Genomic DNA, 14,752 nt, shown 5'->3' with positions numbered 1-14,752 from the left:
TGCCCACTCCGTCCTGCTGCTTTGCCCCATCGAAAAGAAGGAGACCCGGCAGGGTGACTGCCGGGCCTCCTTGGACTGACTACTGACCGGTGACGATTTTGGTCCAGGTGCGCGTGATGACGCGCTGGGTCTTGGGATCGTAGGGCGAGATCGTAAAGAGCTTCTGCAAGGTCGCGGCGTCCGGGTAGACAGCCGGATCGTCCAGAAGCGCCTTGTCGACGAATTGCTGGGAAGCCTTGTTCCCGTTGGCATAGAGCACGGCGTTCGACGATTTGGCGATCACCTCCGGCTTCATCATATAGTTCAGGAACTCATGCGCCTCGGCGACATGCGGCGCATCGGCAGGGATTGCCATCTGGTCGAACCACATTTCGGCGCCTTCCTTCGGCACGGCGTAGCCGATCTCGACGCCCTGCTTGGCCTCCTCGGCGCGGTTGCGCGCCTGGAACACGTCGCCCGACCAGCCGACCGCCAGGCAGATATCGCCATTGGCCAGAGCGTTGATGTATTCGGAGGAATGGAACTTCCTGATGTAGGGCCTGATCTTCATCATCAATTCCTCGGCCTTGGCAAAATCGTCCGGCGACGTGGTCTCAGGATCGATGCCGAGATATTTGAAGGCAGTCGGGAAGATGTCGGTCGGCGAATCCAGGACATAGACGCCGCAATCCTTCAGCTTGGCCAGCTTTTCCGGATTGAAGAACACGTCCCAGCTGTCGATCTTGTCGGTGCCGAGCGCTGCCTGCACCTTCTTGACGTTGTAGCCGAGGCCGACCGTGCCCCACATGTAATTGATCGAGTATTCATTGCCGGGATCGTATTTCGCGGTCCGTTCCGAAACCGTGTCCCACATGTTGGAGAGGTTCGGCAGTTTCGACTTGTCGAGCTTCTGGAACACGCCGGCCTGGATCTGGCGAGCAAGGAAATTGCCGCTCGGCACGACGACGTCATAGCCGCTGCCGCCGGCAAGCAATTTGGTCTCCAGGATCTCATTGGAATCGAACGTGTCGTAGACCACCTTGATGCCGGTCTGCTTGGTGAAATCATCGATGACGGCGGGGTCGATATAGTCCGACCAGTTGAAGACATTGACGACGCGGTCCTCGGCGTGGCCGCCGAGCGTAAAGAGAGCCAGAAATGCCGAAGTCGCCGAAAGCCAGAGCGCTTTGCGGATCATGCTATTCTCCTTTGGTGAGTGTTCCATCGCCGGCGCGTCGCGGCATCCGCGCGGCCGGGCATTTGCTTCAGACTATTGAGCTTTCCAGGAGGCGACAAGCGCCAATCGCCGCGCCGCCGGCTGTCGCAAGCGATGCTCGCGCGCCACTGTCCTGGGCTGGAAGGAGTCGCCGCATCGTCAGAAGCTTTCGCCGCCGCGCAGGCAGAAATACTGGAATGTGATCCGGTCTCGATCGGGTCGCCGGGGAGACTTGGCAAGATAAGCCTGTCTTGTTGTTGCCGTAGTCCCAGCCTGCCCGCGCGGCAGCGAACTTGTCAATGGGAAAGCTAGGGCGCCGCATCAATTCGGCGACGGCACGCCGGTGACCCCTGCCCTGACTGGCCGCGTCTGTCGCTTGAACTCCAGTCCGATATGGACGAGCAGCGCCGTGACCACCACGGCGCCGCCGACGATGGTGCGGCCCGACGGCACCTCGGAATGGATCAGCCACACCCATATCGGCCCGAGGATCGGTTCAAAGGTGCCTAGCAACGCGGCGACGGCGGCCGGGATCAGCCGCGCGCCGGTGGCGAAGAAGGCGAGGCCGAGGCCGAGATTGACCACGCCGAAGACGAAGAGAAAACCCATATCGCTGCCCGATACGGCGAAGGCCGAAGCCTGCGAGGCGGCAAAGCCCGCCGCCAGGATCGTGCCGAGGCAGGTCGCCGGCGTCATGCGCACGCTGGAGAAGCGCCGTGTGATGACGGTGGCGATCGAGAACATGACGGCGATCAGCAGCGCCAGCCCGTCGCCTATGGGCGAAACGGCGCCATCGAGCGATTCCGACACCATGATGGCGACACCGGCGATGACGGCGGCAATCGCCAGCCAGGTCGCGACCGCCACTCTTTCGCGAAACAGCGCCCAGGCAAACAGCGCCGCAAGCAGCGGCACGCCGGCCTGCATCAACAGGATGTTGGCGACGGTGGTGTAGGCAAGCGCCACGACGAAAGAGGTCGATGCGGTGGCGAAGCAGAACCCCACGGCAAGGCCGGGCAAGCCCATGCCGCGAAACGACCTCAGCATGCCGCGCCAGCCGTCACGCCAGACCATGAAGCAGAGCAGGAAGGCCGCCGCCCATACGGAACGCCAGAACACCACCGTCCAGCTGTCGCCGGCGGTGATGAAGCGGGCAATCGTGCCACCGAAACTCCACATCAATGCCGACAGGAACACGAGCAGGAAGCCGATGCGCTCCTCCCGCTGCGGGACGGTCGATGAACGAGCGATCGGCGATGATGCGGTGTCGGTCATGGGTACGACTGTCGAGGTTTTGAGAACGGCACAATGCGCAAGGGACGACAAAAACGTACCTTATTCGCGTAACGCAAAGGCGCGGGCCCGGCGTGATCCAGAGACCGCCGGCGATTGTGGCAAGTCCGCCATGGGAAGCGTCATTGGAAATCGAAGGCGCTCAGGCCCGTCACCATCTCGTCGAGGCCAAGCGGGCGCGTCACGGGCGGCTCGGCGCGCGTCAGGCAGCCGACGCGCTCGCAAAGCCGGCAGGCGGGCCCGACCGGCGTCGCCGCTACCGCGCCAGCTCCGCCTTTTCCGGCCGTCGGGCCGGGAAGTGCCGCACCGTAGACGATATCGTCGCGAAAGCCGATGTCGCACCCCAGCAGCAGCGCGGTGCGACGCGGCCGCTCGGAGAACGCGCCTTGGGGTCCTTCCAGCGTGCGGGCGATGCAGAGGAACTCGGCGCCGTCGGGCATTTCCACCGCTTCCACGAAAATCTGGCCGGGCTGGCTGAAGGCGACGTGCACGGGAAGCTTGGGACAGCCGCCACCGAAGCGGCTTTGCGGAAAGCCCAGGCTACCGGCTTTGCGGAAGCGATTGCCGGCATTATCGATCTCCAGCATGAAGAACGGCACGGCCGATGCGCCTTGCCGTTGGAGCGTGGTCAGCCGGTTGGCCGCCTGCTCGAAGGAAACGCCGAAGCGCGAGCGCAGCACATCGATATCGTAGCGGGCACGAACGGCCGCCGCGTGGAAAGTCTGGTAAGGCATCATCAGCGCATGCGCCGCGTAGCGCCCGAGTTCGAACCGGGCGATGCGGCGGGCCTCGTCTGTGGACAGTTTCAGCGCCTGGATCTCGCCGGCGACCGCGACGGTCATGCGGATCAGGCATGCCTCCATCGCCATTTCGCGCAACTGGTCGAACGGCGACAGGCGCTCGGACAGGAACAGGCGCTGCGAATGGCGATCGTAACGGCGGCGCCAGTTCGGCATGGTGGCGACCGGCAGCACCTTGACGACGATGCCATATTCGCGCTTCAGCCAGGCCTTCAGCGCAGCAGACAAATCGTCGCCGGGATCGAGCACCGAAGTGAACGCTTCCGCCTCTTCCTCGATATGCGCAAAATGGTTCGGCCGACGCTCGAAAGTCTCATGCACCTCGTCGATCGGCAGGCGGGCGCTGGAAAGCGCCGTCGCCCGCCCCTCGCGCGCAAGAAGCTCGTTGAGATCGGAGAGGCGCTCGGCCTGCTCGCGATAAGCACGGAACAGTTTTATCACGGCCGCGGAGGCATTGGGCGCGGCTTCGGCAAGCTCGATCAATTCCTGGTCTCCCGGCAGTTCGCCAGCCAGCAGCGGATCGGCAAACACTTCCCTCAAGGCAGCGACAGAGCCGCCCGCTTCGCCCTGCAGCTCATGCGGATCGACCTTGTAGACGGACGCCAGCTTCAGGATCAACTGCACCGTCAGCGGCCGCTGGTTGCGCTCGATCAGGTTGAGATAGGATGGCGAGATGCCGAGGCCTTCGGCCATCGCCGTCTGGGTCAGGCCCTTGGCGTTTCGGATACGGCGGATACGCGGCCCGGCAAATATCTTCTGGTCGGCCATGGAACTCCTTGACAGGAATTTACATTGCAGTCGCCGCTACGCTCCAGGCCGGCTTTTACGATAATTACAAATTTACCTCGGCCATCTGTCAAACACAATACAGATTTTCCCTTATTCCGGGCCTGATTTTTCGATTTCCATGGCTCTTTTCGCCCCGCACTGTAAATTCAGTCACATCCGAACGCGGCGAGGAATGCCGCCGAGCCACAGAGAAACAATCCTCCGGAGTAGAGCATGACTGATTTTTACAACCTCGTCCCCTCGGCCCCTGAGGGCCGCTTCGACGGCATCGAACGTCCCTATTCGCCGGAGGATGTGACGCGACTGCGCGGCTCGGTGCAGATCCGCCAGAGTCTGGCGGAAATGGGCGCCAACCGGCTGTGGAAGCTCATCCACGAGGAGGACTTCGTCAACGCGCTCGGCGCCATGTCCGGCAACCAGGCGATGCAGCAGGTGCGCGCCGGGCTGAAAGCGATCTACCTGTCTGGCTGGCAGGTCGCCGCCGACGCCAACACCGCCTCGGCCATGTATCCGGACCAGTCGCTCTACCCGGCCAATGCGGCGCCCGAACTCGTCAAGCGCATCAACCGCACCTTGCAGCGCGCCGACCAGATCGAGACCTCCGAAGGCAAGGGGCTTTCGGTCGATACCTGGTTCGCACCTGTTGTCGCCGATGCCGAAGCCGGTTTCGGTGGGCCGCTCAACGCTTTCGAGATCATGAAGGCGTTCATCGAGGCAGGTGCCGCTGGCGTCCATTACGAGGATCAATTGGCATCGGAAAAGAAGTGCGGCCATCTCGGCGGCAAGGTGCTGATCCCGACCGCGGCTCACATCCGCAATCTTAACGCCGCACGCCTGGCAGCCGACGTGATGGGCACGCCCACCCTGGTCGTGGCGCGCACGGACGCCGAAGCGGCAAAGCTGCTCACCTCCGACATCGACGAGCGCGACCAGCCTTTCGTCGACTACGACGCCGGCCGGACGGTGGAGGGCTTCTACCAGGTGAGGAACGGTATCGAGCCCTGCATCGCGCGCGCCGTCGCCTACGCTCCCCACGCCGACCTGATCTGGTGCGAAACCTCGAAGCCCGACCTGTCACAGGCGAGGAGATTCGCCGAGGGCGTGCACAGGCATCACCCCGGCAAGCTGCTGGCCTATAATTGCTCGCCTTCGTTCAACTGGAAGAAGAACCTCGACGACGCCACGATCGCCAGGTTCCAGAAAGAGCTCGGCGCCATGGGCTACAAGTTCCAGTTCATCACGCTGGCCGGTTTCCACCAGCTCAATTACGGCATGTTCGAGCTCGCCCGCGGCTACAAGGAGCGGCAGATGGCAGCCTATTCGGAGTTGCAGGAAGCCGAGTTCGCGGCGGAGGCCAACGGCTACACCGCGACCAAGCACCAGCGCGAGGTCGGCACCGGGTATTTCGATGCCGTGTCGATGGCGATCACCGGCGGACGGTCATCGACCACGGCCATGCATGAATCGACCGAGCACGCCCAGTTCAAACCGGCTGCTGAATAGCAGACCAGGGATCTCGGCAAACCCCCAAGGGCATACAGCAAGGAGAAGACCAATGGCATCGATAAGCCGCGTCAAGGAACGGGCCGAAGAGCAGTCGACCACGATGAGCATCGACCAGCAAGCGACGATCCGCATGCTGGCCAACGATCTGCACCGGCTCAACCAGTCGGTGATGAAGGCGGTGGAAGCCGGCGTCTCGGTCGAGCTGGTGCGCTCGGCACGACACCATGGCGGCGACGGCAATTGGGGGGACCTGCTGATCCCGGTCATCGTCACGCAGCAAAGCCATGGCTGATCGAAGATCGCGCAGGGCCGCCTCTCACCTGCGCCGCGTATGCGCAGGTGAATTTTATTTTCATGCAACCAAGGAATGGACAGAGCAGTACAGTACTGTTGCTTGAATTGACTGCTGCGGGATTGCTTTCCCCCAACTTTTTATTTCGGCTTGACAGGGAGCGCGATCTCACGCCAATTGTCGCCTGATTTCAACTCTGCATTGAAATGGGACGAGTTTTTTGGCTGACTTGGGTGCCCAGTGAAGCGTGACGACGAAAGCGCGAAACATCCTAATCTGGTGACCCGGGATTCAGCCACGGAGACGATCCGTCAGACCTCGCAGGTGCTCGTTGTCGGCAAGTCCCCGATCAATCGGGTGGTGATTTCCAAGATCGTCGAGCGGTCCGGGCTCAAGCCGATCTCGGAATCACCCGACATGGCGGCGAAGACCTTGCGCTTGCTGGCCCTGGCCGTGATTGTCCTGGACGGCGGCGCCGATAACAGGGACTGCGACACTCTGATGCCCGGCATCGAGATGTTGCGGCGGGCTTCGGGTAAATCGCTCCCTGCCGTGGTCCTGCTTTCGACCAAGAACGGCACGCCGGAGAGCCTTGACCTTTCAAACGTCGTCGACGCGGTAGTGGCCAAGCCGATTACGCCCGAGCGATTGCAGCCGGTGATTGATCGGCTGGTTAACCGCTGAAGGCGGCAAGCAAGTCTATCTGGCGAGGCTTTCGATCAGTTCGGGCAGTCGTCCGAGATCGGAGATCTGCCGGAAGCGCGCTTCGGCAATGGGCGCTTCGACATGTTCAAGCACCCAGGTCAATTCGTGCGGGACATGAACGCCCCAGCTGCCGGCCTCGATGGCCGGCACCACATCGGACTTCAGCGAATTTCCGACCATCATGCTCCTGGCCGGGCCGTCGCCATGGCGACTGAAAACGCGCGCATAGGTAGCCGCGTTCTTGTCGCTGACGATCTCGATCGCGTCGAACAGATCGCCGAGGCCGGACCCGGCCAGCTTGCGTTCCTGATCGAACAAATCACCCTTGGTGATCAGCACGAGGCGATAGGCGCCGGCGAGCCGTTCCACGGTCTCGCGCGCATGCGGCAAGACCTCGATCGGGTGGCTCAACATCTCGCGGCCGGCGCCGAGGATCTCCGATATGACCGAGGCCGGGACGCGAGCTTGCGTGACCTCGATCGCCGTCTCGATCATCGACAGCGTGAATCCCTTGATGCCGAAACCGTAGACGGCAAGGTTGCGTCTCTCCGCCTCCAGCAGCCGTGCCGAGATATGTTCCTCCTCGCCATGATCGGCAAGCATGGCGGCAAGCCGCTTCTCGGTCATGCGGAAGAACTGTTCGTTCTGCCACAGCGTATCGTCGGCATCGAAGCCTATGGTGGTCAGTTCGCCGGTCTTCTGCATCGAGGCGTTCTCATGTGTAAACGAGGCTGAACCTAAGCTCACGGCCGCGATTTTCAACCGCAACGGCCAATGCCGACCGCTCCCCTTCCCTTCCGTCGCCGGGGACGACTATACTCCTAAATCCGCAACCCAATCTGGTGAATGATGCCGCCTGCAAAAAAGGAAGTCCGTCCGTCGAGTCGCGGAGGGCGCGCCCGCACGCCTGCCTTCGTGAAAAACCTGCGTGGCGTCAAGAACTGGAAGGAAGTCAGCGAATGGCTGGACTGGCGCGGCATCGAAGACATCGAATGCATTACGCCTGACCAGGCCGGCGTCGCCCGCGGCAAGATGATGCCGTCGAAGAAATTCACCTCCAACACCTCGCTGGCTCTGCCTTCAGCCGTGTTCATGACCACCATTTCAGGCGGCTATCCCGAGGACGGCAACGGCTTCCATTACCCGGAGGACGACGGCGACCTCAAGCTCATGCCGGACCTGTCGACGCTGACGGTGGTGCCCTGGGAGGAAGACCCGACGGCGGCCGTCATCTGCGACCTCGTCCACCAGGACGGCCGCTCGGTGGAATTCACGCCGCGCAACGTCTTGAAGCGTGTTCTGGCCGCCTATGACAGGCGCGGGCTGAAACCGGTGGTGGCGCCCGAGATCGAATTCTATCTGGTGCGCAAGAACCCGGATCCGGACTACCCGCTGACACCGCCCGTCGGCCGTTCGGGGCGGGCGATCGGCGGCGGCGCCGGCTATTCGATCGCCGGCGTCAACGAGTTCGACGAACTGATCGACGACATCTATCATTTCTCCGAAAGCCAGGGCCTGGAGATCGACACGCTCATCCATGAGGAGGGCGCCGGCCAGCTCGAGATCAATTTGCGCCATGGCGATCCCGTCGAGCTCGCCGACCAGGTGTTCATGTTCAAGCGCACCATTCGCGAGGCGGCGCTGAAGCACGAAATCTACGCCACCTTCATGGCCAAGCCGATTCAGGGTCAGCCGGGTTCAGCCATGCACATCCATCAGTCGGTCATCGACAAGAAGACGGGCAAGAACATCTTCTCGGCCGAGGACGGCTCGGAAACCGAGGACTTTTTCCATTTCATCGGCGGCATGCAGAAGCATGTGCCGAACGCGCTGGTCATGTTTGCGCCCTATGTCAATTCCTACCGCCGGCTGACACAGGCGGCTTCAGCTCCGGTCAACAACAAATGGGGCTACGACAACCGCACGACGGCATTCCGCGTGCCGCGCTCGGATCCGGCGGCGCGCCGCGTCGAAAACCGCATCCCCTCCTCCGACGCCAACCCCTACCTGGCACTGGCCGCTTCGCTCGCTTGCGGGCTGATCGGCGTAACCAACAAGATCAAGGCCGAACCTCCGGTGCTGACCACCGCCAATGCCGACGAGATCGACCTGCCGCGCAGCCTGCTCGAAGCCGTCGACCTGTTCGAGGGCGACGAGGAACTCGGCGCGCTGCTGGGCAAGTCCTTCGCCGCGACCTACGCGGCGATCAAGCGGGCGGAATTCGAGACGTTCATGGAAGTGATCAGTCCTTGGGAGAGGGAGTATTTGTTGCTGAATGTGTGATGGCTGGATGGCTCGCAAGTAGTGAGTAGTGAGTAGTGAGTAGTGGGTAGTGGGTAGTGGGTAGTTTCTCAACTCACCTCCACACCATAGACTACTCACTACTAACTACTAACTACTAACTACTAACTACTAACTACTCACTACTCACTACTCACTACTTGCTACTTACTACTCTCTCAAAAAAACACCCGGGTCTTCGTCGCATCATGCCCTACCAATCCCCGATCTCCCCCGGCCGTTCCTGGTACGAGGACACGGCCGGCCCGCGACCCGAATATCCGGCGCTGGACGGCGACCGGAGCTGCGACGTCGTTATTGTCGGGGGCGGTTTCACCGGCTTGTCGGCGGCGGTGTATCTGGCCAAGGCTGGCACCAATGTCGTTTTGATCGAGGCGTATCGCTTCGGAGACGGCGCTTCCGGGCGCAATGGCGGCCAGCTTGGCACCGGGCAGCGCGCCTGGGCCGAGGAGCTGGAGGCCGAATACGGGTTTTCCCGCGCCAAGGCACTGTTCGATCTCGCCGAGGAAGCGAAGGCGCATCTGCTCGAATTCGCCGCCACCAACCAGATCGATATCGACTACATGCCGGGGCAGCTCTCGGTCGCGCACAAGCCGCGCTATGTCGACGACTACAAGACGCATGCCGAGATCATGGCGAGCCGCTTCTCCTATCCGCACATCTCCTTCATGGACAAGATCGAAACGGCGCAGCGGCTGGGCTCGACAGCCTATTTCGGCGGTACGCGCGACACCGGCACGGGCCATATCCATCCGATGAAACTGGTGATCGGCACGGCGCGGGTGGCGGCACAGGCCGGCGCACGATTGTTCGAAGCGACGCCGTCGACCGGGATTGTTTCGAGCGGCGGCACGGTGAAGGTTTCGACAGCCAGGGGGACGATCACAGCGCAGAAATGCCTGATCGCGGTCAATGCCTATGGCGGCACGCTCGAACCGGTGAGTGCCGCGCACATCATGCCGATCGGCTCGTTCATCGGCGCGACCGTGCCGCTTGGAGCTGGCACAAACGTGCTGCCGGGCGGCGAGTCGGTCGATGATTCCCGCTTCGTCGTGCGCTACTTCCGCAAGTCGAGGGACGGCCGGCTGCTGTTCGGCGGACGCGAGGTCTATGGCGTCAACGACCCCAAGGATATCCATATCCATATCCGCCGCCAGATCGCGGAACTCTATCCTGCACTGAGGGACGTCGAAATCACGCATGGCTGGGGCGGCTATGTCGGCATCACGGTGCCGAGAAAGCCGTTCGTGCAAGAAGTGATGCCGAATGTGATCTCGGCCGGCGGCTATTCCGGCCACGGCGTCATGCTGTCGAACTTCTTCGGCAAGCTCTATGCCGAAACGGTAGCCGGCAACCGCGACCGGCTGAAGCTGATCGAGGATCTGAAGATCCCGCCGTTTCCCGGTGGCCGGCGCTTGCGCGCGCCGCTGCTTTTCCTGGCGCTCAACTGGTTCGCGTTGCGCGACAGGATTTAACAATTGTTGAGTAATATCATGGGGGCTGCGACATCCAAGCGTTGCAGAATCTTCAGCAATGGCGCACTGATGCCACAATCGCGGGCAAAAAGTGCATTCTCTGGGCGAATATAGACGGGGATTTTCTGCGGGCCCGCCCGCTGTTTGATTTGGGACCGGTGTGATCGACGCACGCGTTGCGGTGTTTGATCGAAGAACATCGCCCCTTATGGAGGTGGCAAGAGTGAGAGAGCCCTTCAGTTTCGGTGCTCCGGAACGTCGGCGCTTTGCCATGCAGTTCGGCTACGACATGCGCCCGTCATTCTGGCAGGAAGTCCGTTCGAACTCGCATCTGGTGATTGCCGCGGTTGGCACGGCCGCGCTGCTCGGCGTGGCCGCGGTGGCCCTGTGGCTGGCGTTGCCGGCGAACGAGCGGCAAGCAGTTGCCAATCCAGAGCAAGCCATTCCGGCCGTTCCGGTGAAGACGACGAAGATCGCGCCGGCGGGGATTACGGTGGCCGCGGCGGCGGTGCCGCAAGCGGCGCGAAAGTCCGACCAGGTCTCGCCGACCGTGGCTGTCTCGGAAGCCGCCATTCCGGCGCTCGCGGCGAACGACCCGCGCTGGACCGCTTCCCGATCGAAGACCGCACCAGCTCCCGAGCCTGCCGCCTCCGGCCAGTCGGCGAGCAAGGCCGGGCAGACGCCTGACAAGCCGGCGGCGGCCGCGGCATTCGCGCAACCCGCTGCCGACACCGACGCCGCCGCCGAGCTCGCCAAAGTCGCCGCACCGGCCCCGGCGGCGGGCAGCAGTCCCGATGGCGCGCAGACCGCCGCCATTCCTGCCGTGCAACCACAAGTACCGTCGCAGCAATCTGCGGCGCAGGATGACGACAGCAATGCCAAACCGCGCAAAGCGGCCGCGGCTGGCACCGGGCGCATTCTCAGGGCCGTGACCATGCGCAGCGGCCCGAAGAAGAATGCGGCCGCCATCGTCACGGTGCCCGCCAAGACCTCGGTGCAAGTGATGAGCTGCAAGCGTTGGTGCCAGATCGTCTACAACGGCAAGACAGGCTGGGTCTACAAAACCTACATCAAGACCGGCGCCTGACGCACCAGCGCCCCGATCAAGGCAAGCACGGCCGGGCCGATGGTTGGGGGCAGCGATGACGATGTGCGTCAGATGCAGCGCCCGCCGTCGACCTCCAGCGCCACGCCGGTGATGAAGGCGGCCTCGTCGGATGCCAGCCACAGTGCCGCATTGGCGATGTCGAGCGGGGTCGAAAGCCGCCCGAGGGGGATCGAGGCGCGGAATTTCTCGCGGATTTCGGGTGTGTCGGCGCCCATGAATTTTTCCAGCATGCCGGTCTCGCCAGCCACCGGACACAGGCAGTTGACGCGGATGTTCTTGGGCGCGAGTTCCACCGCCATCGATTTGGTGGCGGTGATCGCCCAGCCCTTCGAGGCATTGTACCAGGTGAGGCCGGGCCGAGGCCGCAGGCCAGCGGTCGACGCCGTGGTCAGGATGACGCCGCCGCCCTGCCGCTCCATGATCGGCACGACTGCAAGGGCAGCATGATAGACCGCCTTCATGTTGACCGATGTGATCAGGTCGAACGTCGCCTCGTCGACTGCGAGCATGTCGCCATTGCGATGGGTGAACCCGGCATTGTTGACCATGATGTCGATGCGGCCGAAGGCGCTTTTGGCGGCATGGACCATCTCGTCGAATTCGGAGCGCTGCGAAACGTCGGTCTGGGTCCAGATCGCCGCCTTGCCGATCTCGCCGGCCACGCGTTCGGCACCCCTGGCATTGAGGTCGGCCACGACGATCCTGGCGCCCTCCTCGGCAAAGCGCCGGGCAATGCCCTCGCCGAAACCCGAAGCGGCCCCGGTGACGATGGCGACCTTGTCCTTCAGACGCATGTTTTTCCGCTCCCTGGGTTCATCGCGTGGCTTTTACCGCGGGCTGCCGGCGGCATGGCCTGTGCCGCAACAAGCAGAGCGCTGATTCTCCCTTAGCTTTCGTCACATTCACGTCCTATGCTGCAACTGCGAAGGCTTGGCGGAGTTGTCGCTTGCCGACAAGCCTCCGCCTGGTGCCAGTGTCAAGCACACATCTGGGCCGACGCAAATATGTAGCGATCGGTCCTCGATGTGACACCATGGCACTGGAAAATTTAAATCGATTAGAATATATCAGCCGCGTACTCGCGACCGGCGTCAAAGCGGATAGACCATGACCAGCCAGATCATCCCCGTCGACCCTTTCGACTTCATCATTTTCGGTGGCACCGGCGACCTGTCGGAACGCAAGCTTCTGCCGTCGCTCTACTATCGCCAGCGCGATCATCAATTTTCCGAGCCAACCCGAATCATCGGCACGTCGCGTTCGAAGATGAGCGATGACGAATTTCGGGCTTTCGCCAAGCAGGCCATTTCCGACCACGTCAAGGCGGCCGATATCGACCCCAAGGAGCTGAAGACCTTCCTGGCGCGGCTTTCCTATGTCCCGGCCGATGCGACGAGCGGCGCGGGGTTCGACAGGCTGAAGAAGGCTATCGGCGACAGCGACTGCATCCGCGCCTTCTATCTGGCGGTGGCGCCGGCGCTGTTCGGCGACATCTCGCACAAGCTGAAAGAACACGATCTGATCACGCCGAACTCGCGCATCGTGCTGGAGAAGCCGATCGGCCGCGATCTCGCTTCGGCGCAAACGCTCAACGATCTGGTCGGCGACGACTTCCATGAAAGCCAGATCTTCCGCATCGACCACTATCTCGGCAAGGAGACGGTGCAGAACCTGATGGCGCTGCGTTTTGCCAATGCGCTCTACGAGCCGTTGTGGAACTCCGCCCATATCGATCACGTGCAGATCACCGTCGCCGAGACCGTCGGCCTGGAAGACCGTGTCACCTATTACGACAAGGCCGGCGCGCTGCGCGACATGGTTCAGAACCATATGCTGCAACTGCTCTGCCTGGTGGCCATGGAAGCGCCCTCCTCGATGGACGCCGACGCCGTGCGTGACGAGAAGCTGAAGGTGCTGCGCGCGCTCAAGCGCATCAACGGCAACGAGGCGCCGAAGCACACGGTGCGTGGACAATACCGCGCCGGCGCCTCCGCAGGCGGGCCGGTGAAAGGCTATGTCGAGGAACTCGGCAAGGACAGCAACACCGAAACCTTCGTCGCGATCAAGGCCGAGATCGGCAACTGGCGCTGGGCAGGCGTTCCGTTCTACCTCAGGACCGGCAAGCGGCTGGCGACCCGGGTCTCGGAGATCGTCATCGAGTTCAAGCCGATCCCGCATTCGATCTTCGGCGGCGACAGCGCCGGGCCGATCTTCGCCAACCAGCTGGTCATCCGGCTGCAGCCCGACGAAGGCGTCAAGCAATTCATCATGATCAAGGACCCGGGTCCGGGCGGCATGCGGCTGCGGCAGATTTCGCTCGACATGAGCTTCGCGCAGTCCTTCGACGGCCGCGCGCCGGACGCTTATGAACGGCTGATCATGGATGTCGTGCGCGGCAACCAGACGCTGTTCATGCGCCGCGACGAGGTCGAGGCCGCGTGGAGGTGGATCGACCCGATCCAGAACGCCTGGGAGAGCGCCAGACAGGAGGCGCAAGGCTATACGGCGGGCACCTGGGGACCTTCGGCCTCGATAGCGCTGATCGAACGTGACGGGCGGACATGGCACGAGAGCAATTGAACAGCGCCAGCTACAACTGGAATGGCTTTTCCGACCGCGCGGAATTGGGGGCGGCGCTGGCCGGCCGCGTCGCCGACCGGCTGGCAAAGGCAATCGCGGCGCGCGGCACGGCGTTACTGGCCGTTTCCGGCGGCACGACGCCGGCAAAGTTCTTTGCTGCCCTGTCGGGAATGCCGATCGACTGGGACAAGGTAACGGTGACGCTGATCGACGAGCGCTTCGTGCCGGCGTCCTCGCCGCGTTCCAATGCCGGACTGGTGGCCGCCAATCTGTTGCAGAACGCGGCTGCGGCGGCACGGTTCGTGCCGCTCTATCATGAAGCCGTCAGCATCGAGGATGCCGCGGCATCGGATAATGCGGCGCTCCAGTCCCTGTCCTGGCCGCTCGACGTCGCAGTGCTCGGCATGGGGCCTGACGGCCACACCGCCTCATTCTTTCCGGACGCCGACGGTCTTGCGAAATTGCTCGACCCGTCCTCGGACAGGATCGTGCTGCCTGTTCATGCGGCAAGCGCCGGCGAGCCGCGGCTGACCCTGTCGCTGGCGCGCATCATAGATGCCGGCCTCCTGGCGCTGCACATAGAGGGCGAGGACAAACGCACCGCCTTCGACGGCGCGACCAGTGCCGGGCCGCGAAAGCCTATCCGCGCCGTACTCGACGCATCGCCCCGGCCCGTAGAGGTTTTCTGGGCACCCTGATTTCAACTTG

At 62.8% G+C, this 14,752-nt stretch carries 13 protein-coding genes; 8 read left to right on the top strand and 5 right to left on the bottom strand.

What is annotated here, in order from left to right; genetic code table 11:
- Nucleotides 1-79: 79 nt before the first annotated feature.
- The 3 genes from LB533_RS17935 to LB533_RS17925 form a co-directional block, all read right to left on the bottom strand.
- Nucleotides 80-1,177 (bottom strand): polyamine ABC transporter substrate-binding protein, encoded by a 1,098-nt coding sequence (locus LB533_RS17935; RefSeq protein ID WP_224677852.1) that lies wholly within the window; start codon nucleotides 1,175-1,177, stop codon nucleotides 80-82.
- A 339-nt stretch (nucleotides 1,178-1,516) separates the two neighbouring features.
- Nucleotides 1,517-2,470, bottom strand: a complete 954-nt coding sequence (locus tag LB533_RS17930; RefSeq protein WP_140643155.1) for a DMT family transporter — start codon at nucleotides 2,468-2,470, stop codon at nucleotides 1,517-1,519.
- Nucleotides 2,471-2,610: 140 nt separating this feature from the next.
- On the bottom strand, nucleotides 2,611-4,056 hold the full coding sequence (locus LB533_RS17925; RefSeq protein WP_224677851.1) for a short-chain fatty acyl-CoA regulator family protein: 1,446 nt from the start codon (nucleotides 4,054-4,056) through the stop codon (nucleotides 2,611-2,613).
- 234 nt (nucleotides 4,057-4,290) lie between these two features.
- On the opposite strand from LB533_RS17925, the gene aceA reads away from it, so the two are divergent.
- The 3 genes from aceA to LB533_RS17910 all read left to right on the top strand — a co-directional run bounded on the left by aceA (nucleotide 4,291) and on the right by LB533_RS17910 (nucleotide 6,559).
- Complete coding sequence (aceA, locus tag LB533_RS17920) at nucleotides 4,291-5,580, top strand: isocitrate lyase (protein ID WP_140643159.1); 1,290 nt, start codon at nucleotides 4,291-4,293, stop codon at nucleotides 5,578-5,580.
- A gap of 52 nt (nucleotides 5,581-5,632) precedes the next feature.
- Nucleotides 5,633-5,875, top strand: a complete 243-nt coding sequence (locus LB533_RS17915; RefSeq protein ID WP_140498529.1) for a hypothetical protein — start codon at nucleotides 5,633-5,635, stop codon at nucleotides 5,873-5,875.
- 240 nt (nucleotides 5,876-6,115) lie between these two features.
- Nucleotides 6,116-6,559, top strand: coding sequence for a response regulator (locus LB533_RS17910; protein ID WP_140643161.1), 444 nt, complete (start codon nucleotides 6,116-6,118; stop codon nucleotides 6,557-6,559).
- Between the two features lie 15 nt (nucleotides 6,560-6,574).
- Here the strand turns inward: LB533_RS17910 and LB533_RS17905 are convergent, their stop codons facing one another.
- A complete protein-coding gene (locus LB533_RS17905) occupies nucleotides 6,575-7,285 on the bottom strand; it encodes an HAD family hydrolase (RefSeq protein ID WP_140643163.1) in 711 nt (236 codons plus the stop codon).
- A 141-nt stretch (nucleotides 7,286-7,426) separates the two neighbouring features.
- Here LB533_RS17905 and LB533_RS17900 point away from each other — a divergent pair, with 141 nt between their 5' ends.
- The 3 genes from LB533_RS17900 (at nucleotide 7,427) to LB533_RS17890 (ending at nucleotide 11,443) form a co-directional block, all read left to right on the top strand.
- On the top strand, nucleotides 7,427-8,863 hold the full coding sequence (locus tag LB533_RS17900; protein WP_181169525.1) for a glutamine synthetase family protein: 1,437 nt from the start codon (nucleotides 7,427-7,429) through the stop codon (nucleotides 8,861-8,863).
- 206 nt (nucleotides 8,864-9,069) lie between these two features.
- Nucleotides 9,070-10,356, top strand: coding sequence for an NAD(P)/FAD-dependent oxidoreductase (locus LB533_RS17895; protein WP_140643178.1), 1,287 nt, complete (start codon nucleotides 9,070-9,072; stop codon nucleotides 10,354-10,356).
- 223 nt (nucleotides 10,357-10,579) lie between these two features.
- A complete protein-coding gene (locus LB533_RS17890) occupies nucleotides 10,580-11,443 on the top strand; it encodes an SH3 domain-containing protein (protein ID WP_224677850.1) in 864 nt (287 codons plus the stop codon).
- Nucleotides 11,444-11,511: 68 nt separating this feature from the next.
- Here the strand turns inward: LB533_RS17890 and LB533_RS17885 are convergent, their stop codons facing one another.
- Nucleotides 11,512-12,258: an SDR family oxidoreductase gene (locus LB533_RS17885; protein WP_224677849.1), complete on the bottom strand. Its 747-nt coding sequence runs from the start codon at nucleotides 12,256-12,258 to the stop codon at nucleotides 11,512-11,514.
- Between the two features lie 313 nt (nucleotides 12,259-12,571).
- Here LB533_RS17885 and zwf point away from each other — a divergent pair, with 313 nt between their 5' ends.
- Together zwf and pgl are read left to right on the top strand one after the other, a co-directional pair.
- Complete coding sequence (gene zwf / locus LB533_RS17880; protein ID WP_140501096.1) at nucleotides 12,572-14,044, top strand: glucose-6-phosphate dehydrogenase; 1,473 nt, start codon at nucleotides 12,572-12,574, stop codon at nucleotides 14,042-14,044.
- On the top strand, nucleotides 14,026-14,742 hold the full coding sequence (gene pgl / locus LB533_RS17875; protein WP_224677848.1) for a 6-phosphogluconolactonase: 717 nt from the start codon (nucleotides 14,026-14,028) through the stop codon (nucleotides 14,740-14,742). The genes zwf and pgl overlap by 19 nt, the downstream gene beginning before the upstream one ends.
- Nucleotides 14,743-14,752 lie beyond the last annotated feature (10 nt).

The organism is Mesorhizobium sp. BR1-1-13, assembly GCF_020165515.1.
Lineage (GTDB): Bacteria > Pseudomonadota > Alphaproteobacteria > Rhizobiales > Rhizobiaceae > Mesorhizobium.
Note: the sequence above shows the minus strand (reverse complement) of the source record. Positions and strands in the feature narration are given on the sequence as shown.